A 25,477-nucleotide genomic window follows, 5' to 3' on the forward strand; every position below is an offset into this window, starting at 1 on the left:
AGTTACTCGGCGATCTGCAGCTTGCGCGCCTCGGTATACACGTAACGCACTTTTTCATACTCGAACGGTGTGTTCATCTGCCCGTAGCGGAAGCCGTTCTGATAGCGCTTGTCGATGCCGCGCAGTACCCAGATTTCCGGGTGGTTGGAACTGACTTCGGACACGTTCAGGAAGTTGATCGCCGATTCGCCGGTGTAGTCGACCGCCAGGCCTGCGGTGTCACGCAGGTTCGACGGGCCGAGGATCGGCAGCACCAGGTAGGCGCCGCCCGGTACACCATAGAAGCCCAGGGTCTGGCCGAAGTCTTCATTGCGGCGCGGCAGGCCCATGGCGGTGGCCGGATCCCACAGGCCGGCGACACCGATGGTGGTGTTGAGCAGCAGGCGCGCGGTGGTGTCCAGCGAGCGCTGCCCCTTGAATTGCAGCAGGCTGTTCACCAGGTTCGGCACATCACCGAGGTTGTTGAAGAAGTTGCTGACGCCGGTGCGCAGGAAACTTGGGGTGACGTAGCGATAGCCGTTGACCACGGGCAGGAACACCCATTCGTCGAACCGGTAGTTGAAGTGGTAGACGCGGCGGTTCCACTCTTCCAGCGGGTCATAGACGTTCAGTGCGTTGAGCGATGAGCGTTCGAACTCGCGCTGGTCCAGCCCCGGGTTGAATTTGAGTTTGCTCAGCGGTTCCTTGAAGCCGTCTTTATCGATCACCACTGGGGCGTTGGCTTTGCTGTTGTCGGCATTGGCGACGCCTGCACAGAGTAACGCTGCGATCAGCAGGAGGTATTTAGCCACGGAAAAACTCCAGCATGGCGTCGCTGTTGACGCGATAGTTGAGGTTGCCGCAATGGCCGCCCAATGGATAAACAGTCAAACGGTCGCCAAAGGTGCGGCGCAGAAAGCCCAGGTCGCCAGGGCCGAGGATCACGTCGTCGGCGTTGTGCATGACGGCGATTTTCGGGCTGTCGTGCAGGTAGTCCTTCAGTGCATACAGGCTGACCTGATCGATCAGTTGCAGCAGGCTGCCACCATCGGTGCGGGCGCGCCACATCGGGATGACCTGCTCGGTGATGTAGCAGTCGAAGTCGCACTGCAGCGCGCGTTTAAGGAACGGCGTGAGGGTTGTGCCTTCGGTGATCGGGAATTTCGGTGGAGTGATCAGGCCGCGACGGTTGATCAGGTCCGAGGTAAAGGCGATGTCCGCCGCCGAGAAACGGAACGAAGTGCCGATCAGCATTGCCATCTGCTCGTTGCTCAGGTGTTGCTTGGACTGCTGGAAGTCGTAGAGCAGGGCATCGTTAAGGTCGATGTAGCCCTTTTGCTGGAAGTAGCGGGTCAGTTTCCCCAGCACCAGCTCATAGAAAGTGGTGGTGTTGTTGATGCCCTTGACCTCGGTCTGTACCAGCTTGTCCAGGTTGGTGACCGAGGTGTAAAGGTTGACCGGCGGGTTGAGCAGCAAGACTTTCTTGAAGTTGAAGCTGCGACGGGTTTCATCCAGGTGTGCAACAAAAGCCGCATCCAGGGCGCCGAGGCTATAACCGGTCAGGAAATAATCGGTGACCGGCAGCTTCGGGTTTTGCGCCCGCACGGCCTGCATCACCCGATACATGTCTTCGGCATCTTCCTTGGTTACGCCCGGGGTGGCGAAGCGCGAGGCGGCGCTCATGAAGTCGAAGCTGGTGGGCGACGACAGCTGCACCACGTGATAGCCGGCCTTGTAATAGAGCTTTTTCAGGTATTCGTTGAGGGTGCTGTCATAGCGTGCACCGGTGCCGGAGATCAGGAAGATCAACGGTGCGGCATGATCCTGCGTGGCGATGCGATAGGTGAGTTTTTTCACCGGCCAGAAGTTGTCCGGCAGATTGAACTCACGCTCCGGGCGCATCGTGACACTGCGGTCCGACTGATTGATGTCTTCATCCAGCGGCAATTCCGGGCGCAAGTCGGGCGGTGTCGTGGCGATGGTCGCCTCGAACGGGTTGGTCAGGGGGTAGCCATAACTGGCGGCGTCAATATCGGCCGCCAGTACGGACGCACTTAAAAGCAAGCCGCCAAACAGGGCGACGAAGCGCAAGGAACGGAGCATGACTAGATCCCTTAGAGGAAGGTGCCAGATGAAGTTCGCAGGCTATGACCATCGGATTTGGGCCAAAGTGCCATGCATCGGCCGCAAACAGGCCTGATTTCGGAGCAACGGTAGCGGGACGATACACTTTGCAGTTATTTCATGAACAGTTAATTGATGTTATTTGCTTACCAAGGGCGGGGGATTAAGCTGGCGACCGATTTCGTTTATTGGAGTGCTTCATGTCCCGCCGTCTGCCCGTGATTCTGCTGCTCGTTCTTCTGCCATTGTGGCTGGCCGCCAGTTATGGCGCGCGTTATGGCTTCATGGAGGATGCTCAATGGGTCGGCATCTGCGTTGACGAGGCCAGTCGCTGGGAATGCCTGGTGCGCTCGAACCTGGGTTTGATGATTCATTTCAAGGTGTTGGGCTGGGCGGCAGTGGCGGCAGCCGTGACCGGTTTTGTGCTGCCGGGGCGGGCAGGGTGGTGGCTGGCGGTACTGGCGCTGGTGCTCGGGTTTCCGGCGCTGGCGTTGTACACCACCACGTTGGCGGTGTTTGCGGTGGTGATTGCTGCTTTGCGTCTGGTTCGGGCATAAAAAAGATCGCAGCCTGCGGCAGCTCCTACACGGGGATATGCGTTTCCCTGTAGGAGCTGCCGCAGGCTGCGATCTTTTGATCTTGCTGTGTTGATTACCCTTTGCGAACCCGCAAGCTGCGCCACAACGCCGCGACCATCAACACACTCACCAGCGCCCAGCCCCAAGCCTGCTGATTCTGCAGACCTTCACGAAACAGCTGCGGCGCAATGCCGGCGCCGATGATGAAGGTCAGCACGGCGATTTCCCGACGAGGCACTCTCACCGGCCGGCACAGGTACACCAGCGCCGGCAGGATGAAGGCGACACTCGGGAAGCTGCGATAACGCGGGTCGAACACCAGTTCCAGCATCATCACCGCCGCGGCAAAACCTGTCGCTGCCAGCCACCAGCCGGCTCGACGTTCCAGTGCATTGAAGGCGCGTCCACGCCAACCGGTGCGGGCGCTCAAGGTCAGCGCGGCATGGGCCAGCACCAACAGGTTCAACCCCGTCAGCAACGCTACCCACAACCATTCACTGGCAAATCGGGTGGTGACGCGGGCCAGGTCGCCCCAGGCGCCAATCGAGCAGGCCGCCAGGGCACCGAGCAGTGGCAGCACCAACGCTGCGCGGGTGCTGCGAACCCGACCGCCGAGGATCAGCGTGCCGATGAAGATCAAGCCACCCACCGCCAGCCATTGCGACCAGTACGGCACGTTCGAGACCGGCCCGGCGAGCACGCCCTTGTCCTGGCGATCGGCATCGAACAGTCCCCAATAACCGCCCACCGCCCCTTCGCTGGCGCGTTTCCAGGGCTGGTCGAACGCCTCGATCAGGTTGTAATGCCAGCCTTGCTGCTCGGCCATGATCACAAAGCTGCGGATGAACTTGGCTTCATTGACCCGGCTCGGCAGCGCCGTTTCGCGCTGACGACCTTCGCTCGGCCAGCCGGTTTCGCCAATCATCACGTCCTTGGGCGCGAACTTGTTGCCGAACACCTGGCGCACTTCTGCCACATGTTGCAGCGCAGCATCGATGTTCGACGGATCGTCTTCCCAGTACGGCAATAAATGGATGGTCAGGAAATCCACTGCCGGGGCGACTTCCGGGTGTTTGAGCCAGAACTCCCAGACGTCGGCGTAGGTCACTGGTTGCTTGATCCGGCTTTTGACTTTATTGATCAGCGTTGCCAGTTGCGCGCCGGTGACTTCCTTGCGCAGCAGGGCTTCGTTGCCGACGATGACCGAGGTCACCACATCCGGGTTGGCATTGGCCGAGGCGATCAGCAGGTCGACTTCCTTGGCGGTGTCCACCGGGTTGCTGTTGACCCAGGCGCCGATCATCAGCTTCAAGCCGTGCTTGCGCGCCAGGTCGGGCAGATCCTGGAGGCCGGTCATGGAATAGGTGCGGATGCATTCGAAACGGGTCGCCAGCAGCGCGAGGTCGGCGTCCATGCGCTCGGGGCGCAGTTTGAACGGCACGTCGAATGGCGATTGGTCCTTGTCGAACGGGGTGTAGGAGGCGCATTGCAGCTTGTGCGTTGCGCTGGCCACGTCCGGCAGGATCACCGGTTTGCCGAGGCCGTACCAGAAGCCGCCGAGGGCAAACAGCCCCAGCAGGCAAGCGAAAAGATAAGCCAAAAAAGGAAAGCGTGATGTCGCGGGCATGTTCAGGCCGTCTGGGAGCAAAGCCGGGCATGTTACCTGCATTTGGCCTACGCTTGGTGGGCTGCTTGGTTTTGACATGCAAAGTTCAGGCGGGATGGCCTATGCATTTTTAGCGGTCGCGATTAATGGCCTTCTGATGTCGTTTCTCGATGCCTTGAGGTCGCTGGCAGAGCAGGTCACTGTTGGCGTCAGGTTGATGATCGACACGTCAGTACTCCACTGATAATCGAGCGAGTTTGCGGTCGGCGTGATGGGGGCGCTGTGCACCATAAAAATACGTTGAGCGACTCGGCATCCGTCGAGTGCAGCACTTTCGGGGAAGTAACGATGAAGATGCGACGACTCTTGGGCGCAGGTGCCGCTTTGGTGCTGGCAATCAGTTCTACCGTAGCCAGCGCTGAAGGCAAGGCAGTAACGATCGGTTATGTGGACGGCTGGTCGGACAGCGTCGCCACGACCAACGTGGCTGCTGAAGTGATCAAACAGAAACTCGGTTATGACGTGAAACTGCAAGCGGTTGCCACCGGGATCATGTGGCAAGGTGTGGCCACCGGCAAACTCGACGCCATGCTGTCGGCGTGGCTGCCTGTGACTCACGGCGAATACTGGGCGAAGAACAAGGATCAGGTCGTCGACTACGGCCCGAACTTCAAGGATGCGAAAATCGGTCTGATCGTGCCGGAGTACGTCAAGGCCAAGTCGATTGCGGACCTGAAAACCGACGAGAGCTTCAAGGGCCGTATCGTCGGCATCGACGCCGGTTCAGGCGTGATGCTCAAGACCGATCAGGCCATCAAGGATTACGGTCTGGACAATTACACCCTCAAGGCCAGTTCCGGCGCCGGCATGATTGCCGAGCTGACCCGTGCCGAGAAGAAAAACGAATCCATTGCCGTCACCGGTTGGGTGCCGCACTGGATGTTCGCCAAGTGGAAACTGCGCTTCCTGGAAGACCCGAAAGGCGTTTACGGTGCAGCTGAAACCGTGAACAGCATCGGCAGCAAAGAACTGGCAACCAAAGCGCCTGAAGTCGCGAAGTTCCTGAAGAACTTCCAGTGGGCGTCGAAAGACGAAATCGGCCAGGTCATGTTGGCGATTCAGGACGGTGCCAAGCCTGAAGCGGCAGCGAAAGATTGGGTGGCTAAACACCCGGATCGCGTTGCCGAATGGACCAAATGATTTGAGCTGAAGCGTCTGGTCAGCACCTCCCAAGGCCCCTTGGCTTAAATGCCAAGGGGCTTTTTGCTTTCTGTGGGAATTCGGCGGGGGAGAAGCCGTCATGTCGTTCTAATACTAAGGTCGTCTGGAACCTCTCCGGCAGCCGCATAGAGTGGATAACGTTCCAACTAAAATCTGTGCTGCGAGGATAAAAACAATGAACGACAGCATTTACCTCTCGATTCAAAACAGCCCGCGCTTCAAGGAGCTGGTTAGCAAGAGAGAACGATTCGCCTGGATTCTTTCAGCGATCATGCTTGGGCTGTACTCAGGATTCATCCTTTTGATTGCTTACGGGCCGCATATTCTGGGCGCAAAAATCAGCCCCGAGTCTTCGATTACCTGGGGCATTCCGATCGGTGTCGGGCTGATTGTTTCGGCCTTTGTCCTGACTGGCATCTACGTACGACGCGCCAACGGCGAATTCGACGACTTGAACAATGCGATTCTCAAGGAGGCTCAGCAATGATCCGGCGTCTAATCGCTCTCTTGAGCATCGCAGCCTTTGCACCGGGCGCCTGGGCGGCTGAGGCCCTGACAGGTGCAGTGCAGAAACAACCGCTCAACGTATCCGCGATCATGATGTTCGTGGTATTCGTCGGGGCAACCTTGTGCATCACCTATTGGGCGTCCAAGCGCAACAAATCGGCCGCCGACTACTATGCGGCGGGTGGCAAGATCACCGGTTTCCAGAACGGTCTGGCGATTGCCGGTGACTACATGTCCGCGGCGTCCTTCCTGGGTATCTCCGCCCTGGTGTTCACCTCCGGCTACGACGGCCTGATCTACTCGATCGGCTTCCTGGTGGGCTGGCCGATCATTCTGTTCCTGATCGCCGAACGCCTGCGTAACCTGGGCAAGTACACCTTTGCCGACGTGGCGTCCTATCGCCTGGGGCAAACCCAGATTCGCTCGCTGTCGGCGTGCGGTTCGCTGGTGGTGGTGGCGTTCTACCTGATCGCGCAAATGGTCGGTGCCGGCAAGCTGATTCAGCTGCTGTTCGGCCTGGACTACCACGTTGCGGTGATCCTGGTCGGTATCCTGATGTGCCTGTACGTGCTGTTCGGCGGCATGCTGGCGACTACTTGGGTGCAGATCATCAAGGCGGTGCTGTTGCTGTCCGGTGCCTCGTTCATGGCGCTGATGGTGATGAAGCACGTCAACTTCGACTTCAACACGCTGTTCTCCGAGGCGATAAAGGTTCACGCCAAAGGTGAAGCAATCATGAGCCCGGGCGGCCTGGTGAAAGACCCGATCTCGGCGTTCTCCCTCGGCCTGGCACTGATGTTCGGTACCGCTGGCCTGCCGCACATCCTGATGCGCTTCTTCACCGTGAGTGACGCGAAAGAAGCGCGTAAAAGCGTGCTGTATGCGACCGGCTTCATTGGTTACTTCTACATCCTGACCTTCATCATCGGTTTCGGCGCGATCCTGCTGGTCAGCACCAACCCGGCCTTTAAAGATGCGGCAGGTGCGCTATTGGGCGGCAACAACATGGCGGCGGTGCATTTGGCCAACGCGGTGGGTGGCAGTGTGTTCCTGGGCTTCATCTCGGCGGTGGCGTTCGCGACCATTCTGGCGGTGGTGGCCGGCCTGACCCTGGCCGGTGCCTCGGCAGTGTCCCATGACCTGTATGCCAGCGTGATCAAGAAGGGCAAGGCCAACGAGAAGGACGAAATCCGCGTCTCGAAAATCACCACCATCGCCCTGGCGGTGCTGGCGATCGGCCTGGGCATTCTGTTCGAGAAGCAGAACATCGCGTTCATGGTGGGCCTGGCGTTCTCCATCGCGGCGAGCTGTAACTTCCCGGTGCTGCTGCTTTCCATGTACTGGAAGAAACTGACGACTCGCGGTGCGATGATCGGCGGTTGGTTGGGGCTGGTCAGTGCTGTTGGCTTGATGGTGCTGGGGCCAACCATCTGGGTGCAGATCATGGGTCACGAGAAGGCGATCTTCCCGTATGAATACCCGGCGCTGTTCTCGATGATCATTGCCTTTATCGGGATCTGGTTCTTCTCGATCACTGACAAATCTGCTGCGGCTGACAATGAGCGGGCGCTGTTCTTCCCGCAGTTTGTCCGTTCGCAGACGGGGTTGGGGGCGAGTGGGGCGGTTTCGCACTAAGGCTTCTTATATATAAGCTGCGCTGACACGAATGCCCCGGTCGAGAGATCGGGGCATTTTTATTGGGCTTTTATGGGCGGTTATCGCCCTTTGTAGGGGCGAGGCTTGCCCGCGAAGGCTATATGCAAAAGCCAAAGCGAGGCGGCCGACCGGCCGGCCTGATCGGACGTGGGGATATATTCCTCCCGTAGGAACTGCCGAAAGCTGCGATCTTTTGATCTTGCCGTTGCTTTGGCTTTTGATCTGTCTGCACGTTTCCGGGAGGCCGAGCCGCCGTTACCGAAGAAACGGATATATACACAACCAAAGAGCACAAACAAAAACGGCCTCTATCTACATAGAGGCCGTTCTCGGTGCAACTTAAGACGTTATCGCAAGACAGGTCTTATTTGCGGTCTTCAAGCGGGGTGATGTCACGCGACTCGTAGCCGGTGTACAGCTGGCGCGGACGGCCGATCTTGTACGGGCTGGAGAGCATTTCTTTCCAGTGGGAGATCCAGCCGACGGTCCGCGCCAGGGCGAAGATCACGGTGAACATACTGGTTGGAATGCCGATCGCCTTGAGGATGATCCCCGAGTAGAAGTCGACGTTCGGGTACAGCGAGCGTTCGATGAAGTACGGGTCGGTCAGGGCGATCTCTTCCAGGCGCATGGCCAGTTCGAGTTGCGGATCGTTGGTGATGCCCAGTTCCTTCAATACTTCGTCGCAGGTCTGCTTCATGACGGTAGCGCGTGGGTCGCGGTTTTTGTAAACCCGGTGACCGAAGCCCATCAGTTTGAACGGATCGTTCTTGTCTTTGGCCTTGGCGATGTACTTGTCGATGTTCGAGACATCGCCAATTTCATCGAGCATGGTCAACACGGCTTCGTTCGCACCGCCGTGGGCAGGGCCCCACAGTGCAGCGATACCGGCGGCGATACAGGCGAACGGGTTGGCCCCCGAGGAACCTGCCAGACGTACGGTGGAGGTCGATGCGTTCTGTTCGTGGTCGGCATGGAGGATGAAGATCCGGTCCATGGCCTTGGCGAGTACCGGGCTGATCGGTTTGATCTCGCACGGGGTGTTGAACATCATGTGCAGGAAGTTTTCCGCGTACGACAGGTCGTTGCGCGGGTACATCATGGGTTGGCCCATGGAGTACTTGTAAACCATTGCAGCCAGGGTCGGCATCTTGGCAACCAGGCGGATCGCGGAAATTTCGCGATGCTGCGGGTTATTGATGTCGAGGGAGTCGTGGTAGAACGCCGAGAGGGCGCCAACTACACCGCACATGACGGCCATCGGGTGAGCGTCGCGACGGAAGCCGTTGAAGAAGGTCTTCAACTGCTCGTGGACCATGGTGTGGTTCTTCACGGTGCCGACGAACTGGGCCTTCTGTTCTGCGGTCGGCAGTTCGCCGTTGAGCAGCAGGTAGCAGGTTTCCAGATAGTCCGACTTTTCAGCCAGCTGTTCGATCGGGTAGCCGCGGTGCAGCAGAATACCGTTGTCGCCGTCGATGTAGGTGATCTTCGACTCGCAAGAGGCGGTCGACATGAAACCAGGGTCAAAGGTGAAACGGCCCGTGGCCGTCAGGCCCCGAACGTCGATAACATCGGGACCAACGGTGCCGGTTAAAATGGGCAGCTCGACGGGGGCTGCGCCCTCGATGATCAACTGCGCTTTTTTGTCAGCCATGTGGCCTCCTATTTATGCTTGAAATCATCAGACAGACCCCCCACGCAGGGCCCGCACCACTATAGTGAGATAAATTCGAATGTCAATTTGCCTAAAGTCTTGCTCCAGAAGGCTTTAACCGCACTTTTTTCTCGAAATTGTCTGCCGTTTACGCCTTTTATGTCACTTGTGCAATCCGCTATTAGGGGAAGGTGAACGCGTTGTCATTAGTAGCCTAACTGTCTATACTCGGCCACCGACCGCCAGGGGCTTTTGGGCCTGCTTTATTGGGGGTCGCATCCCTGGGTGGTGGTTACCTGACCAGTGCACTCCCCAACAACTTTGCCCTGATTGTTAGGGGCTCTTCAGTGTGAAAAAAAAGCCGTGAAAAGCCAACGACCTGTAAACCTAGACCTAAGGACCATCAAACTCCCCATCACCGGCGTTACGTCGTTTCTTCACCGTGTTTCCGGCATCATCCTCTTCCTGGGCCTTGGCTTCATGCTTTATGCATTGGGCAAGTCTCTGGGTTCCGAGGAAGGTTTTGCCGAGGTGAAGGCATGCTTGACCAGCCCGCTGGCCAAGTTCGTAGCATGGGGCCTCCTGTCCGCTCTTCTGTATCACCTGGTAGCCGGTGTGCGCCACTTGATCATGGACATGGGCATCGGTGAGACGCTGGAAGGCGGCCGCCTGGGCTCGAAAATTATCATCGCCGTTTCCGTGGTGTTGATCGTTCTGGCAGGAGTTTGGATATGGTAACCAGCGTTACGAACCTTTCGCGTTCGGGCCTCTATGACTGGATGGCGCAACGTGTGTCTGCGGTTGTTCTCGCGGCTTATTTCATTTTCCTGATCGGATACCTCGCTGCGAATCCTGGCATTGGCTACGCCCAATGGCATGGCCTGTTCGCCCACAACGGGATGCGTATCTTCAGTCTGCTGGCCCTTGTGGCCCTGGGCGCTCACGCCTGGGTCGGCATGTGGACCATCGCGACCGACTACCTGACGCCGATGGCGCTGGGCAAGTCCGCGACTGCAGTACGTTTCCTTTTCCAGGCGGTATGCGGCGTTGCGATGTTCGCTTACTTCGTCTGGGGTGTGCAGATTCTCTGGGGTATCTGATCCATGGCTAACATTCCAACGATTTCTTTCGACGCCATCATTATTGGTGGCGGCGGTGCCGGCATGCGCGCAGCGCTGCAACTGGCACAAGGCGGTCACAAGACTGCCGTGATCACCAAGGTTTTCCCGACTCGTTCGCACACCGTATCGGCCCAGGGCGGCATCACTTGCGCCATTGCATCTGCGGATCCGAACGATGACTGGCGCTGGCACATGTACGATACCGTCAAGGGTTCCGACTACATCGGTGACCAGGACGCTATCGAATACATGTGTCAGGAAGGTCCGGCCGCAGTTTTCGAACTGGACCACATGGGCCTGCCGTTCTCCCGTACCGAAACCGGTCGCATCTACCAGCGTCCGTTCGGCGGTCAGTCCAAGGACTACGGCAAGGGCGGCCAGGCTGCACGTACCTGCGCGGCGTCCGACCGTACCGGTCACGCGCTGCTGCACACCCTTTATCAGGGCAACCTGAAAGCCGGCACCACGTTCCTGAACGAATACTACGCTGTCGATCTGGTAAAGAACGGTCAAGGCGAGTTCGTCGGTGTGATCGCGATCTGCATCGAAACCGGTGAAACCACCTACATCCGTGCCAAGGCCACCGTACTGGCCACCGGCGGTGCAGGTCGTATCTACGCTTCGACCACCAACGCCCTGATCAACACCGGTGACGGCGTTGGCATGGCGCTGCGTGCCGGCGTACCGGTACAAGACATCGAAATGTGGCAGTTCCACCCGACCGGCATCGCCGGCGCCGGTGTACTGGTAACCGAAGGTTGCCGTGGTGAAGGTGGTTACCTGATCAACAAGCACGGCGAGCGTTTCATGGAGCGTTATGCTCCGAACGCCAAAGACCTTGCCGGTCGTGACGTGGTTGCCCGTTCGATGGTTAAGGAAATCATCGCCGGCAACGGTTGCGGTCCGAATGGCGACCACGTAATGCTCAAGCTCGACCACCTGGGCGAGGAAGTGCTGCACAGCCGTCTGCCAGGCATCTGCGAACTGTCCAAGACTTTCGCGCACGTTGATCCGGTCGTCGCTCCGGTTCCGGTTGTTCCGACTTGCCACTATATGATGGGCGGCGTTGCCACCAACATTCATGGCCAGGCGATCACTCAGGACGCCGAAGGCAAGGACACCATCATTCCTGGCCTGTTCGCGGTTGGTGAAGTGGCTTGCGTATCGGTTCACGGTGCCAACCGTCTGGGCGGCAACTCGTTGCTCGACCTGGTGGTTTTCGGTCGTGCGGCCGGTCTGCACCTGGAAAAAGCGCTGACCGACGGTATCGAATACGACGACGCCACCGACGCCGACATCAATGCGGCCCTGTCGCGTCTGTCCGCTCTGAACGAGCGTACCGATGGTGAAGACGTGGCAACCCTGCGTCGCGAGCTGCAAAGCTGCATGCAGAACTACTTCGGTGTATTCCGTACTGGCGAATACATGCAGAAGGGTATTGCTCAACTGGCTGATCTGCGTGGCCGTATCGCCAACGTCAAGATCAACGACAAGAGCCAGGCGTTCAACACCGCGCGTATCGAAGCGCTGGAGCTGCAGAACCTGCTGGAAGTGGCCGAAGCTACCGCCATCGCTGCAGAAGTACGTAAAGAGTCCCGCGGTGCTCACGCCCGTGAAGACTTTGAAGACCGTGACGACGAAAACTGGCTGTGCCACACCCTGTACTTCCCGGGTGAGAAGCGCGTTGCCAAGCGTGCAGTGAACTTCTCGCCGAAGACTGTTCCGACTTTTGAACCTAAGATTCGGACTTATTAAGGGTGGCCGCCATGTTGCAAGTCAGTGTTTATCGTTACAACCCTGATCAGGACGCTGCGCCGTTCATGCAGGAATTCCAGGTTGATACCGGTGGTAAAGACCTGATGGTGCTGGACGTGCTGGCCCTGATCAAAGAGCAGGACGAGGGTTTCTCCTATCGTCGCTCTTGCCGTGAAGGTGTTTGCGGTTCCGACGGCATGAACATCAACGGCAAAAACGGTCTGGCGTGCATCACGCCGCTGTCTGCCGTCGTAAAAGGTAACAAGCTGATCGTTCGTCCTCTGCCAGGTTTGCCGGTTATCCGTGACCTGGTCGTCGATATGAGCATCTTCTACAAGCAATACGAAAAGGTTAAGCCATACCTGCAGAACGACACGCCGGCTCCGGCCATCGAGCGTCTGCAGTCCCCTGAAGAGCGTGAAAAACTCGACGGTCTGTACGAGTGCATCCTGTGCGCTTGCTGCTCGACTTCGTGCCCGTCCTTCTGGTGGAACCCGGACAAGTTCCTGGGCCCGGCTGCCCTGCTGCAAGCGTACCGCTTCCTGGCAGACAGCCGCGACACCAAGACGTCCGAGCGTCTGGCTTCGCTGGATGACCCGTTCAGCGTATTCCGCTGCCGGGGCATCATGAACTGCGTCAACGTTTGTCCGAAAGGCCTGAACCCGACTAAGGCCATCGGTCACATCCGTAACATGCTGCTGCAAAGCGGCGTGTGATTCAGCTGCTGTACCCGTAGAACCGCTGTACCCGTAGATGCTACGGCGCAGGCTTCAACCGGCGCCGTAGTTTTAACCTGAGCAGCAGCCCATAAGGCTGCGGCTCTTATTTTGAAGAAATGAGACAAGCAGGGGCATCCGGGCTGGTACCCGGACTATCAGCGTGATCCTAAGTGGCTTGTTTTAGTCGCTGCATTCGGACTTCTGCAAGTTTGCTCGGTGTCGACGCCGGTGGTGTTCCCCTAACCGAGGGTGACCAAGCATGCAAGAAAGCGTGATGCAGCGCATGTGGAACAGCGCCTACCTTTCCGGTAGTAACGCTGCCTATGTGGAAGAGCTCTACGAGCTCTACCTGCACGACCCTAACGCTGTGCCAGAAGAGTGGCGCACCTACTTCCAGAAGTTGCCTGCTGATGGCAACACTGCCACCGATGTTTCGCACTCCACAATTCGCGATCATTTCGTCTTGCTGGCAAAGAACCAGCGCCGCGCCCAACCGGTTTCCGCCGGCAGCGTGAGCAGTGAGCACGAGAAGAAGCAAGTTGAAGTGCTGCGATTGATCCAGGCCTACCGTATGCGTGGCCACCAGGCAGCCCAGCTTGACCCGCTGGGGCTGTGGCAGCGTCCTGCACCTGCAGACCTGTCAATCAATCATTACGGCTTGACCAATGCCGATCTTGATACGACCTTCCGTGCCGGCGACCTGTTCATCGGCAAAGAGGAGGCGAGCCTACGCGAAATTCACGAAGCGTTGCAGCAGACATATTGCCGCACCATCGGCGCTGAATTTACGCACATCACCGATTCCGAGCAGCGCCAGTGGTTCCAGCAGCGTCTGGAAAGCGTGCGCGGCCGTCCGACGTACTCCGCCGACATCAAGAGTCACCTGCTCGAGCGCGTCACTGCCGGCGAAGGTCTTGAAAAATACCTTGGGACCAAGTATCCGGGTACCAAGCGTTTCGGTCTGGAAGGCGGCGAGAGCCTGATTCCGATGCTCGATGAACTGATCCAGCGTTCCGGCTCCTACGGCACCAAGGAAATCGTCATCGGCATGGCCCACCGTGGTCGTCTGAACGTGCTGGTCAACACCTTTGGCAAGAACCCGCGCGAGTTGTTCGACGAGTTCGAAGGCAAGAAGAAGGTCGAGCTGGGTTCCGGTGACGTTAAATATCACCAGGGCTTCTCGTCCAACGTCATGACCACCGGCGGTGAAGTTCACCTGGCCATGGCTTTCAACCCGTCTCACCTGGAAATCGTTTCTCCAGTGGTCGAAGGTTCGGTCCGTGCCCGTCAGGATCGTCGTAACGATCCTACCGGTGAAAAGGTTCTGCCGATCTCCATCCACGGTGACGCGGCATTCGCCGGTCAAGGCGTGGTCATGGAAACCTTCCAGATGTCGCAGACCCGCGGTTTCAAGACCGGCGGCACCGTGCACATCGTGATCAACAACCAGGTCGGCTTCACCATCAGCAACCCGCTGGACTCGCGCTCCACCGAGTACGCGACCGACGTTGCGAAGATGATCCAGGCGCCGATCCTCCATGTGAATGGTGATGATCCGGAAGCCGTGTTGTTCGTGACCCAGTTGGCCATCGACTACCGCATGCAGTTCAAGCGTGACGTGGTGATCGATCTGGTCTGCTACCGTCGTCGCGGCCACAACGAGGCTGACGAGCCAAGCGGTACCCAGCCTCTGATGTATCAGCAGATCACCAAGCAGCGCACCACCCGTGAGCTGTATGCCGATCGTCTGACCCAGAGTGGGGTGCTGGACGCTGAGCGTGTTCAGGCGAAAGTCGACGAATACCGCAACGCGCTGGACAACGGTCTGCACGTAGTAAAAAGCCTGGTCAAAGAGCCGAACAAAGAGTTGTTCGTGGACTGGCGTCCGTATCTGGGCCACGCCTGGACCGCGCGTCACGATACTCGCTTCGATCTGAAAACCTTGCAGGAACTGTCCGCCAAGCTGCTGGAAATTCCGGAAGGCTTCGTGGTTCAGCGCCAGGTCTCGAAAATCTACGAAGACCGTCAGAAGATGCAAGCCGGCGGCCTGCCGATCAACTGGGGTTACGCCGAAACCATGGCGTACGCGACCCTGGCGTTCGAAGGTCACCCGATTCGCATGACGGGTCAGGACATCGGTCGCGGTACGTTCTCGCACCGTCACGCTGTCTTGCACAACCAGAAAGACGCGGGTACCTATATCCCGCTGCAAAACCTGTACAAGGGTCAGCCACGTTTCGACCTGTACGATTCGTTCCTGTCCGAAGAAGCGGTTCTGGCGTTCGAATACGGTTATTCGACCACCGAGCCAAACGCTCTGGTTATCTGGGAAGCCCAGTTCGGCGACTTCGCCAACGGTGCCCAGGTGGTTATCGACCAGTTCATCACCAGTGGCGAGCACAAGTGGGGCCGTCTCTGCGGTCTGACCATGCTGTTGCCGCACGGTTATGAAGGTCAGGGTCCGGAGCACTCCTCGGCTCGTCTGGAGCGTTACCTGCAGCTGTGCGCCGAGCACAACATTCAGGTAGCCGTGCCGACTACGCCGGCCCAGATCTACCACTTGCTGCGTCGTCAGGTGATTCGCCCGCTGCGCAAACCATTGGTAGTCCTGACTCCGAAGTCGTTGCTGCGTCACAAGCTGGCCATCTCGACCCTGGAAGATCTGGCCGAAGGTTCGTTCCAGACCGTGATCCCGGAAATCGATGCGCTTGACCCGAAAAAGGTCACTCGCATGATCCTGTGCAGCGGCAAGGTCTACTATGACCTGCTGGAAAAACGCCGTGCCGAAGGTCGTGAAGACATCGCCATCGTGCGTATCGAGCAGCTGTATCCGTTCCCTGAGGACGACCTGATGGAGGCGCTCGCCCCTTACACCAACCTCGAAAACGTGGTTTGGTGCCAGGAAGAGCCGATGAACCAGGGCGCCTGGTACAGCAGCCAGCATCACATGCGTCGCAGCCTGACCAACCATAAACAAGGCCTGGTCCTGGAATACGCTGGTCGTGAGGCGTCTGCCGCACCTGCTTGCGGTTACGCTTCGATGCACGCCGAGCAGCAGGAACAACTGCTGCAAGATGCTTTCACTGTTTAACGCCTTCGCGCACCTGAAACCGAATTTAAGGACCCACAGATAATGGCTATCGAAATCAAAGCCCCCACTTTCCCGGAATCGGTTGCCGATGGCACCGTTGCCACCTGGCACAAAAAACCGGGCGACGCCGTCAAGCGTGACGAACTGATCGTCGACATCGAAACCGACAAAGTCGTACTGGAAGTTCTGGCCACTGCTGATGGCGTGCTGGGCGCGATCGTCAAGAACGAAGGCGACACCGTTCTGTCCGACGAAGTTCTGGGCTCCATCGGTGAGGGCGGTGCTGCCGCCGCTCCAGCCGCTGCTGCACCTGCCGCTGCTGCCGCTGCTCCTGCCGAAGCGGGCGAAGACGATCCTGTTGCTGCACCGGCTGCTCGCAAGCTGGCTGAAGAAAACGGCATCAACATCGCTTCCGTTGCCGGTACTGGCAAAGGCGGTCGTGTGACCAAGGAAGACGTGGTAGCAGCTGTTGCCGCCAAGAAAGCCGCTCCGGCTGCTGCACCTGCCAAGGCTGCTGCACCGGCTGCTTCGGCTCCGGTATTCGCTGCTGGCGACCGCGTAGAAAAACGCGTTCCGATGACCCGTCTGCGTGCCAAGGTTGCCGAGCGTCTGGTTGAAGCTCAATCGAACATGGCCATGCTGACCACTTTCAACGAAGTCGACATGACCGAAGTCATGGCCCTGCGTTCGAAGTACAAGGACCTGTTCGAGAAGTCCCACAATGGCGTACGCCTGGGCTTCATGTCGTTCTTCGTGAAAGCGGCTACCGAAGCGCTGAAACGCTTCCCGGCTGTCAACGCGTCGATCGACGGTGCCGACATCGTTTACCACGGCTACGCCGACGTTGGTGTGGCTGTTTCCAGCGACCGCGGTCTGGTTGTACCGGTTCTGCGTAACGCCGAACTGATGAGCCTGGCTGAAATCGAAGGCGGCATCGCTACCTTCGGCAAGAAAGCCCGTGACGGCAAACTGTCGATGGAAGAAATGACCGGCGGCACGTTCACCATCACCAACGGCGGTACTTTCGGTTCGATGATGTCGACTCCGATCGTCAACCCGCCGCAGGCTGCGATTCTGGGTATGCACAACATCATCCAGCGTCCTATGGCGATCAACGGTCAGGTAGTTATCCGTCCGATGATGTACCTGGCGCTGTCCTACGATCACCGTCTGATCGATGGCAAAGAAGCTGTGACCTTCCTGGTGACCATCAAGAACCTGCTGGAAGACCCGGCTCGTTTGCTGCTGGATATCTGATTTCGTTGCACGGGCCGTTCAGATGGACGGCCCTTCTGTAATGACCAGCTTCGTCCCACGACGGTCCTCAAAAGGGGCCGTCCGGTTTGATTCGAGAAGGAATGACACATGACTCAGAAATTCGACGTGGTAGTGATTGGCGCGGGTCCTGGCGGCTACGTGGCTGCCATTAAAGCAGCGCAACTGGGCCTCACCACTGCCTGCATCGAGAAATACACCGACAAGGAAGGCAAACTGGCCCTCGGCGGTACTTGCCTGAACGTCGGCTGCATTCCATCCAAGGCGCTGCTGGACAGCTCCTGGAAGTTTCACGAAGCGCAAGACGGCTTCGCGATCCACGGTATCAACCACGCTGGCGTGACCATGGACGTGCCAGCAATGGTCGGCCGTAAAGCCAACATCGTCAAAGGCCTGACCTCCGGCGTTGCAACGCTGTTCAAGGCTAACGGCGTCACTTCGATCCAGGGCCACGGCAAACTGCTGGCTGGCAAGAAAGTCGAAGTCACCAAGCCTGACGGTTCGGTTGAAGTCATCGAAGCCGAAAACGTCATCCTGGCTCCGGGCTCGCGTCCGATCGACATTCCACCGGCTCCGGTCGACCAGAATGTGATCGTCGATTCGACTGGCGCTCTGGAATTCCAATCCGTACCAAAACGCCTGGGTGTAATCGGCGCTGGTGTTATCGGTCTGGAACTGGGTTCGGTATGGTCCCGTCTGGGCGCTGAAGTCACCGTTCTCGAAGCACTGGATACCTTCCTGATGGCAGCGGACACCGCTGTTTCCAAGGAAGCGCTGAAAACCCTGACCAAACAGGGTCTGGACATCAAGCTGGGCGCTCGCGTGACCGGTTCCAAAGTGAACGGCGACGAAGTCGTTGTGAACTACACCGATGCCAACGGCGAACAGAACATCACTTTCGACAAGCTGATCGTAGCCGTTGGTCGCCGTCCGGTGACCACTGATCTGCTGGCTGCCGATTGCGGCGTGACCCTGGACGAGCGCGGTTTCGTGCACGTTGACGATCACTGCGCCACCACCGTGCCGGGCGTTTACGCCATCGGTGACGTGGTTCGCGGCATGATGCTGGCTCACAAAGCCTCGGAAGAGGGCATTATGGTTGTCGAGCGCATCAAGGGCCATAAAGCCCAGATGAACTATGACCTGATCCCTTCGGTTATTTATACTCACCCGGAAATCGCGTGGGTCGGTAAAACCGAGCAGGCCTTGAAAGCTGAAGGCGTAGAAGTTAACGTCGGCACCTTCCCGTTCGCAGCCTCTGGCCGTGCCATGGCCGCCAACGATACCGGTGGTTTCGTCAAGGTCATCGCTGATGCCAAGACTGACCGCGTATTGGGCGTCCACGTGATTGGCCCGAGCGCCGCAGAGCTGGTTCAGCAGGGCGCGATCGGCATGGAATTCGGCACCAGCGCTGAAGACCTGGGCATGATGGTTTTCTCCCATCCGACCCTGTCTGAAGCCTTGCACGAAGCAGCGTTGGCAGTGAATGGCGGCGCCATCCACATCGCCAACCGCAAGAAACGCTAAGCGGATAATAAGAAACCACGGCGGTACGGCCCGTCGTGAGCCTTGCGAGCAAGACTCACCGCGGAATGTCCGCTGGACGCAGTCTTGCGTAGCTGCACCGGGTACCCGGAAAGGTTACGCAAGCAGCAGTCACAGGTGGTGCGGCACTTGAATGAGTGCAGCACCGAATGCGCAGTACCTAACGAAGACGGTAATAAGCATGAATCTTCACGAGTATCAGGGTAAGCAGCTGTTCGCTGAGTACGGCCTGCCAGTATCCACCGGTTACGCGGTAGACACCCCGGAAGCAGCAGCAGAAGCTTGCGACAAAATCGGCGGCAGCGAATGGGTTGTCAAAGCCCAGGTTCACGCCGGTGGTCGCGGTAAAGCGGGCGGCGTAAAGCTGGTTCGCAGCAAAGAAGACGCTAAAGCATTCGCACAGCAGTGGCTGGGCAAGCGTCTGGTGACTTACCAGACTGACGCCAATGGTCAGCCAGTCACCAAAATCCTGGTTGAATCGTGCACTGATATCGCTAAAGAGCTGTACCTGGGCGCTGTCGTTGACCGTTCGAGCCGTCGCATCGTGTTCATGGCTTCCACCGAAGGTGGCGTGGACATCGAGAAAATTGCTCACGACACTCCAGAAAAAATTCTGAAGGCCACTATCGATCCACTGGTTGGCGCTCAGCCATTCCAGGGTCGCGAGCTGGCATTCCAGCTGGGTCTGGAAGGCAAGCAAGTTGCTCAGTTCGCCAAGATCTTCGTAGGTCTGGCCAAGCTGTTCAAGGATCACGACCTGGCTCTGCTGGAAGTGAACCCGCTGGTGATCAAGGCTGACGGCGATCTGCACTGCCTCGATGCCAAGATCAACATCGACGCCAACGCCATGTACCGTCAGCCTAAGCTGAAGACTTTCCACGATCCGTCGCAAGACGATCCGCGCGAAGCGCACGCTGCCAAGTTCGAACTGAACTACGTAGCACTGGAAGGCAACATCGGTTGCATGGTCAACGGTGCTGGCCTGGCCATGGGTACCATGGACATCGTCAACCTGCATGGCGGCAAACCAGCCAACTTCCTCGACGTGGGCGGCGGTGCTACCAAAGAACGCGTAACCGAAGCGTTCAAGATCATCCTGTCCGACACTAACGTCGCTGCAGTACTGGTCAACATCTTCGGCGGCATCGTTCGTTGCGACATGATTGCCGAAGGCATCATCGGCGCTGTGAAAGAAGTCGGCGTGAAAATCCCGGTTGTTGTTCGCCTTGAAGGCAACAACGCTGAGCTGGGCGCTAAAGTACTGGCAGAAAGCGGTTTGAACATCATCGCTGCTACCAGCCTGACCGACGCTGCTCAACAAGTTGTCAAAGCTGCGGAGGGCAAATAATGAGCGTCCTGATCAATAAAGACACCAAAGTTATCTGCCAGGGTATTACCGGTTCGCAAGGTAGTTTCCACACCCAGCAAGCCATCGAGTACGGCACCAAGATGGTTGGCGGCGTAACTCCAGGCAAAGGCGGCACCGAGCACCTGGGCCTGCCAGTGTTCAACACCGTGAAAGACGCTGTAGCTGCCACTGGCGCCACCGCCAGCGTGATCTACGTTCCAGCTCCTTTCTGCAAGGACTCCATCCTGGAAGCAGCCTTCGGCGGCATCAAGCTGATCGTTTGCATCACTGAAGGCATTCCTACCCTGGACATGCTGGATGCCAAGGTCAAGTGCGACGAGCTGGGCGTAGTCCTGATCGGTCCTAACTGCCCAGGCGTGATCACTCCAGGCGAATGCAAGATCGGCATCATGCCAGGTCACATTCACTTGCCAGGCAAGGTCGGTATCGTTTCCCGTTCCGGCACCCTGACCTACGAAGCTGTGAAGCAGACTACTGACGCCGGTTTCGGTCAGTCGACTTGCGTCGGCATCGGTGGTGACCCGATCCCGGGTTCGAACTTCATCGACATCCTGAAGCTGTTCCAGGAAGACCCGAAGACCGAAGCGATCGTGATGATCGGCGAGATCGGCGGTTCGGCTGAAGAAGAAGCGGCTGCCTACATCAAGGCACACGTGACCAAGCCGGTTGTTTCCTACATCGCTGGTGTGACTGCTCCTCCGGGCAAGCGCATGGGCCATGCTGGCGCAATCATCTCTGGCGGCAAAGGCACTGCAGACGAGAAATTCGCTGCTCTGCAAGACGCAGGCGTTAAAACCGTGCGTTCGCTGGCAGACATCGGCAAGGCCCTGGCCGAGCTGACCGGTTGGGCCGTCAAGTAAGCCTCGCGCTTAACTGACGCTCCACCAAACAAAGGCCACCTTCGGGTGGCCTTTGTCATTTCCGGGGTTTGAGATATTCGCAGCGCTTTTTGTAGCGAGGGAGGTTGTGAAAATTAGATATGTAAACACGACACTGAAATGTCGCGTATCGGATACTTCGCCCCGTAATAGTGCGTTTGGCGGGCAAATTCGGTAGGCTAGCCGCCATTTTGCGTTTGCGGCCCACAAGGCTGCGGCGCGCTAAACGGGTCAGTCCTATACGGATCGACAGCATTTCCCTCACCCATAAGGGAAATCCCTCTCTAAATTCCGATTCAGTAGTGTGGTATTTCCTTAATGAAAGTGTTGAAAGGCCAGGACATCCTGGCACTGGGCTTCATGACATTTGCCCTGTTCGTCGGGGCTGGCAACATCATCTTCCCGCCTATCGTCGGTTTGCAGTCCGGGCCTAATGTCTGGATGGCGGCGCTGGGTTTTCTGATCACCGCAGTCGGTCTGCCGGTGATCACCGTGGTCGCCCTGGCCAAGGTCGGCGGTGCAATGGATGCCTTGAGCAGCCCGATCGGTAAAATCGCCGGTGGCCTGCTGGCAGCCGCGTGCTACCTCGCTGTCGGCCCGTTGTTCGCGACACCGCGCACCGCGACCGTGTCGTTCGAAGTGGGTCTGGCGCCGCTGACCGGCGAGAGCCCGCTGGCGCTGTTTCTCTATAGCTCGGTGTACTTCCTGCTGGTGTTCTTCATCTCGCTCTATCCGGGCCGTCTGCTGGACACCGTAGGACGGTTCCTCGCACCGCTGAAGATCATCGCCCTGGCCGTTCTCGGTATAGCAGCGTTCGCGTTGCCGGCCGGTAACATTGGCGTGGCTACCCCTGAATATGTGGCGGCACCGTTCTCCCAGGGCTTCATCAATGGTTACCTGACCATGGATACCCTGGGTGCGCTGGTATTCGGCATTGTCATCGTCAATGCGATCCGCTCCCGTGGCGTGGAATCGCCGGTGTTGATCACCCGTTACGCGATCATCGCCGGGCTGATTGCCGGTGTAGGTCTGGCGCTGGTTTACGTCAGCCTGTTCCGTCTCGGCTCGGGCAGCCATGAAGTGGCCGCCGGTGCCACCAACGGCGCGGCGGTATTGCACGCCTACGTGCAGCACACCTTCGGTTCGCTCGGCAGCGGTTTCCTCGCGGTGCTGATCTCCCTGGCCTGCCTGGTGACTGCGGTCGGACTGACCTGCGCCTGTGCCGAATACTTCAGCCGTGTGCTGCCACTGTCCTACAAGACGCTGGTGATCATCCTGGCCGCGTTCTCCCTGCTGGTGTCCAACCTGGGCCTCACCAAGCTGATTGCGTTCTCGATTCCGGTACTGACCGCCATCTACCCGCCGTGCATCGCCCTGGTGGCCCTGAGCTTCTGCAAGGACTTCTGGCATGAGCAGGGTCGCATCGTCGGTCCGGTGATGCTGGTGTCGTTCATTTTCGGCATGATCGATGCCCTCAAGGGCGCCGGTCTGGCCGACTGGATGCCGGCTCAACTGGCTCACCTGCCGCTGAGCGAGCAGGGCCTGGCGTGGCTGGTGCCGTCGTTCATGACCCTGGTGGTTGCCGTGGTTTGCGACCGTCTGCTGGGCAAGCGCGAAGAAGCGCTGGCTTAAGCCGCTTCATGACCCGCCACAAGCGGGCTTGAGCTACAAATGGAAATGCCCCGTATCAATCGATACGGGGCATTTTTTATGCGTGTGATGCAGTGTCTTTTTCCTTGGGTTAACGTCGAAGCACTATCCGCAGGTTTCATCATCGTCTACACATCACAAGGAACTGCATGTCGTTCATTCACGCCAATCTGATCCACATCCTCGCCGCGCTCTGGTTTGTCGTCTGCTGGGGTGGCTACACCCGTTACGCGACATGGAAGGGCCGTGACACCGCATGCCTGGCCAGTGTGCTGCACCTGTACCGCGAAGACTGGATGCGCCGCATGCTGTTGCGCGACAACCGCATCGCCGATGCCAGCGTGATCGGTAACCTGGAGCGCAACGCCTCGTTCTTCGCTTCCAGCACGTTGATTATCCTGGCCGGTATTCTCACGGTGTTGGGGGCATCCGAAAGAGCCGTGTCGTTGCTTGCTGATATCCCGATGGTGCAACAGGCTTCCCAAGGCATGTCGGAGATCAAGTTGTTGTGCCTGGCGCTGGTGTTTGTCTATGCGTTCTTTACGTTCAGCTGGTGCATGCGTCAGTACAACTTTGCGGCCATTCTCGTGGGTTCGGCACCGATGATCGGTGAGCGGCATGTGTCCGAGCAAGAGCGTAACGCCTTTGCTTCCCGAGCCGCCCGTGTCATCTCCATGGCGGCCAACCAGTTCAACTTCGGTCTGCGTTCCTATTACTTCGGCATGAGCATGCTGGCGTGGTTTGTCAGCCCCTGGTTGTTCATGTTGATGAGCGCCGGTGTCGTGTTGGTATTGTATCGCCGCGAGTTTCACTCCGACGTTCTTGACGTGATGGTCTATACACCTACAGAGGCGCCATTGCCTGAGCTGAACAAAGAGGCGGCTTGATGAGTATTCCATTCTGGTGTGTGTTTATCAGCGCCTTGTTGATTTTCGTGGCGCGCATGCCGGTGGCCAAGGCGATGAAAGAGCAGGGCGGTTACAACAATCACCTGCCGCGTCAACAACAGGCGCAACTCACAGGTTTCGGCGCCCGCGCATTGGCGGCCCACCAGAACAGTTTCGAGGCGTTCATTTTGTTTGCGGTCGGGGTGTTGATGGCGCACACCACGCAAACGGCGGGATGGCTGATCGATGCGCTGGCGATCGCCTTCGTGATCGCGCGCGTTATCTATCTACTGTGTTATTGGGCTGATCTGGCCTGGCAGCGAAGTCTGGTGTGGTTCGTCGGATTAGTGTGTTCGTTGTTGCTGATGATTAGTCCGACTTTTAGGACTGTTTTGCTCTAAGGACGCGTTTCGAGCAAAATTTCAGATAAAAGAAAACCCGCACTTGGCGGGTTTTCTTTTATCACGCTAAAAACTGTTTTAGTTTTTAGGTGCTTCTGTAGGCGCTGCCGGAGCGGCTGCGTTCGATTCGGTCTGAGCTTTGGCAGCTTCAGCGTTTTCTTTTGCCGCCTCGTTCACTTTATCCTGAGCTTCGCTCATTTTTTCCTGAACTTGCTCGGTTTGTTTGGTGGCATCTTGAGCTTTGTCCTCGGGTTTTTTACCGCAGGCGGCGAGACCGAGGGAAGCGGTCAACATCAAGGCAATAGCTAAAGTCTTACGCATGGGGTGTTTCTCCTGATGGAAAATATCTACTGGCCTTTCGAGCACCGTTATCAGGGTTAAGTTCCTCAATTCACACAGATATATATGTTTGTTTTGCAACGGAACTTTTGCCCACTAGCCTGCTACTTTGTCCGGACACTAAGGAGAGTTTTATCAAATGGCCGAAAACCCCGTTTTTGAGCGTGCGACGCGATTCCTGTCGGCGTTGCGCCATTGTCAGGTACTCGGCATGCGCCTTCACAGCGCCAGCAGCGAAGGGCTGACGGTGATTCTGCCGTATAGCCCGCAGATCGTCGGCAACCCGCAAACGGGGGTGATTCATGGCGGTGCGCTGACCTCGCTGATGGACACCGCCTGCGGCATGGCCACCCTCTGCGTGCTGCCTGAGTTCGAAGTCTGCCCGACGCTCGACCTGCGCATCGACTACATGCATGCCGCCGAGCCACACAAAGACGTTTACGGCTTCGCCCAATGCTACCGAGTGACTACCGATGTAATTTTTGCGCGCGGTTTTGCCTATCAGGACGACCCCGAACAGCCCATCGCTCATGTAGTGGGCACCTTCATGCGCATGGGCAAGGGTCTCAAAGGCGCTAAAGGCTTTGGCGGCGCCATTTCCGGAGGTGCGAAATGACCGACACGTTCAAGGAACAGCTTCAACGGGCCCATGCGCAGGGGGACTACGCCGCGCTGCTGCAGCTGATTCCTTACGCCGAGCTGATCGGCGTTGAATGTTCGCGGGTAGGAGATGAGCTGCTGTTTCGTCTGCCGGCCAACAAGGACAACATTGGTAACCCTTTACTGCCAGCGATTCATGGTGGGGTGATTGCCGGGTTCATGGAACTCTCGGCGGCGCTGCATTTGTTGATTTTCACCGGCTCGCCCGGTGTGCCGAAGATTATCGACTTCTCCCTCGACTACCTGCGCGCGGGGCAGTTTCGCGATACCTGGGCCCGATGCCAGGTTTGTCGTCAGGGGCGGCGGGTGGCAAACGTGGCGATTACCGCCTGGCAAAGCACTGAAGCCGAGCCCATTGCCACGGCCCGGGCCCACTTCAAAATCGAAGAGCCCTTGAAATCCTGATCTCAGCCCCCAACTCTGAGGACAACCCGCCGCCGACCCTCAAGGTCGCGGCCACTG

The 25,477-nt window shown here is 58.1% G+C and carries 23 protein-coding genes; 18 read left to right on the top strand and 5 right to left on the bottom strand.

Annotated elements, in window-relative coordinates; translation table 11 throughout:
• Positions 1–2: 2 nt before the first annotated feature.
• Both ACEN8R_RS03720 and ACEN8R_RS03725 read right to left on the bottom strand, forming a co-directional pair.
• On the bottom strand, positions 3–791 hold the full coding sequence (locus ACEN8R_RS03720) for an MlaA family lipoprotein (protein WP_018925098.1): 789 nt from the start codon (positions 789–791) through the stop codon (positions 3–5).
• Entirely contained in the window at positions 784–2,082 is a 1,299-nt protein-coding gene (locus ACEN8R_RS03725; protein ID WP_018925099.1) for a serine protein kinase PrkA, read from the bottom strand. The genes ACEN8R_RS03720 and ACEN8R_RS03725 overlap by 8 nt, the downstream gene beginning before the upstream one ends.
• Positions 2,083–2,303: 221 nt before the next feature.
• Between ACEN8R_RS03725 and ACEN8R_RS03730 the strand changes: the two genes are divergently transcribed.
• A complete protein-coding gene (locus ACEN8R_RS03730) occupies positions 2,304–2,660 on the top strand; it encodes a hypothetical protein (RefSeq protein WP_018925100.1) in 357 nt (118 codons plus the stop codon).
• A gap of 94 nt (positions 2,661–2,754) precedes the next feature.
• Here ACEN8R_RS03730 and ACEN8R_RS03735 read toward each other — a convergent pair whose 3' ends face one another.
• Positions 2,755–4,350: a glycoside hydrolase family 17 protein gene (locus tag ACEN8R_RS03735; protein ID WP_495624579.1), complete on the bottom strand. Its 1,596-nt coding sequence runs from the start codon at positions 4,348–4,350 to the stop codon at positions 2,755–2,757.
• Between the two features lie 285 nt (positions 4,351–4,635).
• Here ACEN8R_RS03735 and ACEN8R_RS03740 point away from each other — a divergent pair, with 285 nt between their 5' ends.
• From ACEN8R_RS03740 to ACEN8R_RS03750, 3 genes are all read left to right on the top strand, one after another.
• A complete protein-coding gene (locus ACEN8R_RS03740; protein WP_018925103.1) occupies positions 4,636–5,487 on the top strand; it encodes a glycine betaine ABC transporter substrate-binding protein in 852 nt (283 codons plus the stop codon).
• Positions 5,488–5,683: 196 nt separating this feature from the next.
• Positions 5,684–5,995: a DUF485 domain-containing protein gene (locus tag ACEN8R_RS03745; RefSeq protein ID WP_007939152.1), complete on the top strand. Its 312-nt coding sequence runs from the start codon at positions 5,684–5,686 to the stop codon at positions 5,993–5,995.
• Positions 5,992–7,650: a cation acetate symporter gene (locus ACEN8R_RS03750; protein WP_018925104.1), complete on the top strand. Its 1,659-nt coding sequence runs from the start codon at positions 5,992–5,994 to the stop codon at positions 7,648–7,650. Before ACEN8R_RS03745 ends, ACEN8R_RS03750 begins: the two co-directional genes overlap by 4 nt.
• Positions 7,651–8,035: 385 nt before the next feature.
• On the opposite strand, the gene gltA is transcribed toward ACEN8R_RS03750, so the two are convergent.
• Positions 8,036–9,325: a citrate synthase gene (gltA, locus tag ACEN8R_RS03755; RefSeq protein WP_018925105.1), complete on the bottom strand. Its 1,290-nt coding sequence runs from the start codon at positions 9,323–9,325 to the stop codon at positions 8,036–8,038.
• A 363-nt stretch (positions 9,326–9,688) separates the two neighbouring features.
• On the opposite strand from gltA, the gene sdhC reads away from it, so the two are divergent.
• The 12 genes from sdhC to ACEN8R_RS03815 all read left to right on the top strand — a co-directional run bounded on the left by sdhC (position 9,689) and on the right by ACEN8R_RS03815 (position 24,016).
• Positions 9,689–10,063: a succinate dehydrogenase, cytochrome b556 subunit gene (gene sdhC, locus ACEN8R_RS03760; protein WP_015096190.1), complete on the top strand. Its 375-nt coding sequence runs from the start codon at positions 9,689–9,691 to the stop codon at positions 10,061–10,063.
• Positions 10,057–10,425 carry a succinate dehydrogenase, hydrophobic membrane anchor protein gene (sdhD, locus tag ACEN8R_RS03765; RefSeq protein ID WP_003210573.1) on the top strand — a complete coding sequence of 123 codons (369 nt, stop codon included), beginning with the start codon at positions 10,057–10,059 and terminating at the stop codon, positions 10,423–10,425. The genes sdhC and sdhD overlap by 7 nt, the downstream gene beginning before the upstream one ends.
• A 3-nt stretch (positions 10,426–10,428) precedes the next feature.
• Positions 10,429–12,201: a succinate dehydrogenase flavoprotein subunit gene (sdhA, locus tag ACEN8R_RS03770; RefSeq protein ID WP_018925106.1), complete on the top strand. Its 1,773-nt coding sequence runs from the start codon at positions 10,429–10,431 to the stop codon at positions 12,199–12,201.
• An 11-nt stretch (positions 12,202–12,212) separates the two neighbouring features.
• A complete protein-coding gene (locus ACEN8R_RS03775; protein WP_018925107.1) occupies positions 12,213–12,917 on the top strand; it encodes a succinate dehydrogenase iron-sulfur subunit in 705 nt (234 codons plus the stop codon).
• A gap of 262 nt (positions 12,918–13,179) precedes the next feature.
• Complete coding sequence (locus ACEN8R_RS03780; RefSeq protein ID WP_018925108.1) at positions 13,180–16,011, top strand: 2-oxoglutarate dehydrogenase E1 component; 2,832 nt, start codon at positions 13,180–13,182, stop codon at positions 16,009–16,011.
• A 42-nt stretch (positions 16,012–16,053) separates the two neighbouring features.
• On the top strand, positions 16,054–17,268 hold the full coding sequence (gene odhB, locus ACEN8R_RS03785; RefSeq protein WP_018925109.1) for a 2-oxoglutarate dehydrogenase complex dihydrolipoyllysine-residue succinyltransferase: 1,215 nt from the start codon (positions 16,054–16,056) through the stop codon (positions 17,266–17,268).
• Between the two features lie 108 nt (positions 17,269–17,376).
• Positions 17,377–18,813: a dihydrolipoyl dehydrogenase gene (gene lpdA / locus ACEN8R_RS03790; RefSeq protein WP_018925110.1), complete on the top strand. Its 1,437-nt coding sequence runs from the start codon at positions 17,377–17,379 to the stop codon at positions 18,811–18,813.
• A gap of 199 nt (positions 18,814–19,012) precedes the next feature.
• Positions 19,013–20,179 (top strand): ADP-forming succinate--CoA ligase subunit beta, encoded by a 1,167-nt coding sequence (gene sucC / locus ACEN8R_RS03795; RefSeq protein ID WP_007919879.1) that lies wholly within the window; start codon positions 19,013–19,015, stop codon positions 20,177–20,179.
• On the top strand, positions 20,179–21,060 hold the full coding sequence (gene sucD, locus ACEN8R_RS03800) for a succinate--CoA ligase subunit alpha (RefSeq protein ID WP_007919877.1): 882 nt from the start codon (positions 20,179–20,181) through the stop codon (positions 21,058–21,060). Before sucC ends, sucD begins: the two co-directional genes overlap by 1 nt.
• A gap of 336 nt (positions 21,061–21,396) precedes the next feature.
• Positions 21,397–22,710 (top strand): branched-chain amino acid transport system II carrier protein, encoded by a 1,314-nt coding sequence (brnQ, locus tag ACEN8R_RS03805; RefSeq protein ID WP_018925111.1) that lies wholly within the window; start codon positions 21,397–21,399, stop codon positions 22,708–22,710.
• 167 nt (positions 22,711–22,877) lie between these two features.
• Positions 22,878–23,615, top strand: coding sequence for a DUF599 domain-containing protein (locus ACEN8R_RS03810; RefSeq protein WP_018925112.1), 738 nt, complete (start codon positions 22,878–22,880; stop codon positions 23,613–23,615).
• Positions 23,615–24,016: an MAPEG family protein gene (locus ACEN8R_RS03815; RefSeq protein WP_018925113.1), complete on the top strand. Its 402-nt coding sequence runs from the start codon at positions 23,615–23,617 to the stop codon at positions 24,014–24,016. The genes ACEN8R_RS03810 and ACEN8R_RS03815 overlap by 1 nt, the downstream gene beginning before the upstream one ends.
• Positions 24,017–24,094: 78 nt before the next feature.
• On the opposite strand, the gene ACEN8R_RS03820 is transcribed toward ACEN8R_RS03815, so the two are convergent.
• A complete protein-coding gene (locus tag ACEN8R_RS03820) occupies positions 24,095–24,337 on the bottom strand; it encodes a hypothetical protein (protein WP_018925114.1) in 243 nt (80 codons plus the stop codon).
• A gap of 157 nt (positions 24,338–24,494) precedes the next feature.
• Here ACEN8R_RS03820 and ACEN8R_RS03825 point away from each other — a divergent pair, with 157 nt between their 5' ends.
• Both ACEN8R_RS03825 and ACEN8R_RS03830 read left to right on the top strand, forming a co-directional pair.
• Positions 24,495–24,971 (top strand): PaaI family thioesterase, encoded by a 477-nt coding sequence (locus ACEN8R_RS03825; RefSeq protein ID WP_018925115.1) that lies wholly within the window; start codon positions 24,495–24,497, stop codon positions 24,969–24,971.
• Entirely contained in the window at positions 24,968–25,420 is a 453-nt protein-coding gene (locus ACEN8R_RS03830) for a PaaI family thioesterase (RefSeq protein WP_018925116.1), read from the top strand. The genes ACEN8R_RS03825 and ACEN8R_RS03830 overlap by 4 nt, the downstream gene beginning before the upstream one ends.
• Positions 25,421–25,477: the final 57 nt, after the last annotated feature.

The organism is Pseudomonas sp. Pseusp15 (assembly GCF_059492165.1).

What these genes read in the sequence shown, in the direction of transcription:
- ACEN8R_RS03725 (WP_018925099.1), bottom strand. Translation starts at nt 2,082, where the DNA reads ATGCTCCGTTCCTTGCGCTTCGTCGCCCTGTTTGGCGGCTTGCTTTTA.
- ACEN8R_RS03730 (WP_018925100.1), top strand. Translation starts at nt 2,304, where the DNA reads ATGTCCCGCCGTCTGCCCGTGATTCTGCTGCTCGTTCTTCTGCCATTG.
- ACEN8R_RS03735 (WP_495624579.1), bottom strand. Translation starts at nt 4,350, where the DNA reads ATGCAGGTAACATGCCCGGCTTTGCTCCCAGACGGCCTGAACATGCCC.
- ACEN8R_RS03740 (WP_018925103.1), top strand. Translation starts at nt 4,636, where the DNA reads ATGAAGATGCGACGACTCTTGGGCGCAGGTGCCGCTTTGGTGCTGGCA.
- ACEN8R_RS03745 (WP_007939152.1), top strand. Translation starts at nt 5,684, where the DNA reads ATGAACGACAGCATTTACCTCTCGATTCAAAACAGCCCGCGCTTCAAG.
- ACEN8R_RS03750 (WP_018925104.1), top strand. Translation starts at nt 5,992, where the DNA reads ATGATCCGGCGTCTAATCGCTCTCTTGAGCATCGCAGCCTTTGCACCG.
- gltA (WP_018925105.1), bottom strand. Translation starts at nt 9,325, where the DNA reads ATGGCTGACAAAAAAGCGCAGTTGATCATCGAGGGCGCAGCCCCCGTC.
- sdhD (WP_003210573.1), top strand. Translation starts at nt 10,057, where the DNA reads ATGGTAACCAGCGTTACGAACCTTTCGCGTTCGGGCCTCTATGACTGG.
- sdhA (WP_018925106.1), top strand. Translation starts at nt 10,429, where the DNA reads ATGGCTAACATTCCAACGATTTCTTTCGACGCCATCATTATTGGTGGC.
- ACEN8R_RS03775 (WP_018925107.1), top strand. Translation starts at nt 12,213, where the DNA reads ATGTTGCAAGTCAGTGTTTATCGTTACAACCCTGATCAGGACGCTGCG.
- ACEN8R_RS03780 (WP_018925108.1), top strand. Translation starts at nt 13,180, where the DNA reads ATGCAAGAAAGCGTGATGCAGCGCATGTGGAACAGCGCCTACCTTTCC.
- odhB (WP_018925109.1), top strand. Translation starts at nt 16,054, where the DNA reads ATGGCTATCGAAATCAAAGCCCCCACTTTCCCGGAATCGGTTGCCGAT.
- lpdA (WP_018925110.1), top strand. Translation starts at nt 17,377, where the DNA reads ATGACTCAGAAATTCGACGTGGTAGTGATTGGCGCGGGTCCTGGCGGC.
- sucC (WP_007919879.1), top strand. Translation starts at nt 19,013, where the DNA reads ATGAATCTTCACGAGTATCAGGGTAAGCAGCTGTTCGCTGAGTACGGC.
- sucD (WP_007919877.1), top strand. Translation starts at nt 20,179, where the DNA reads ATGAGCGTCCTGATCAATAAAGACACCAAAGTTATCTGCCAGGGTATT.
- brnQ (WP_018925111.1), top strand. Translation starts at nt 21,397, where the DNA reads ATGAAAGTGTTGAAAGGCCAGGACATCCTGGCACTGGGCTTCATGACA.
- ACEN8R_RS03810 (WP_018925112.1), top strand. Translation starts at nt 22,878, where the DNA reads ATGTCGTTCATTCACGCCAATCTGATCCACATCCTCGCCGCGCTCTGG.
- ACEN8R_RS03815 (WP_018925113.1), top strand. Translation starts at nt 23,615, where the DNA reads ATGAGTATTCCATTCTGGTGTGTGTTTATCAGCGCCTTGTTGATTTTC.
- ACEN8R_RS03820 (WP_018925114.1), bottom strand. Translation starts at nt 24,337, where the DNA reads ATGCGTAAGACTTTAGCTATTGCCTTGATGTTGACCGCTTCCCTCGGT.
- ACEN8R_RS03825 (WP_018925115.1), top strand. Translation starts at nt 24,495, where the DNA reads ATGGCCGAAAACCCCGTTTTTGAGCGTGCGACGCGATTCCTGTCGGCG.
- ACEN8R_RS03830 (WP_018925116.1), top strand. Translation starts at nt 24,968, where the DNA reads ATGACCGACACGTTCAAGGAACAGCTTCAACGGGCCCATGCGCAGGGG.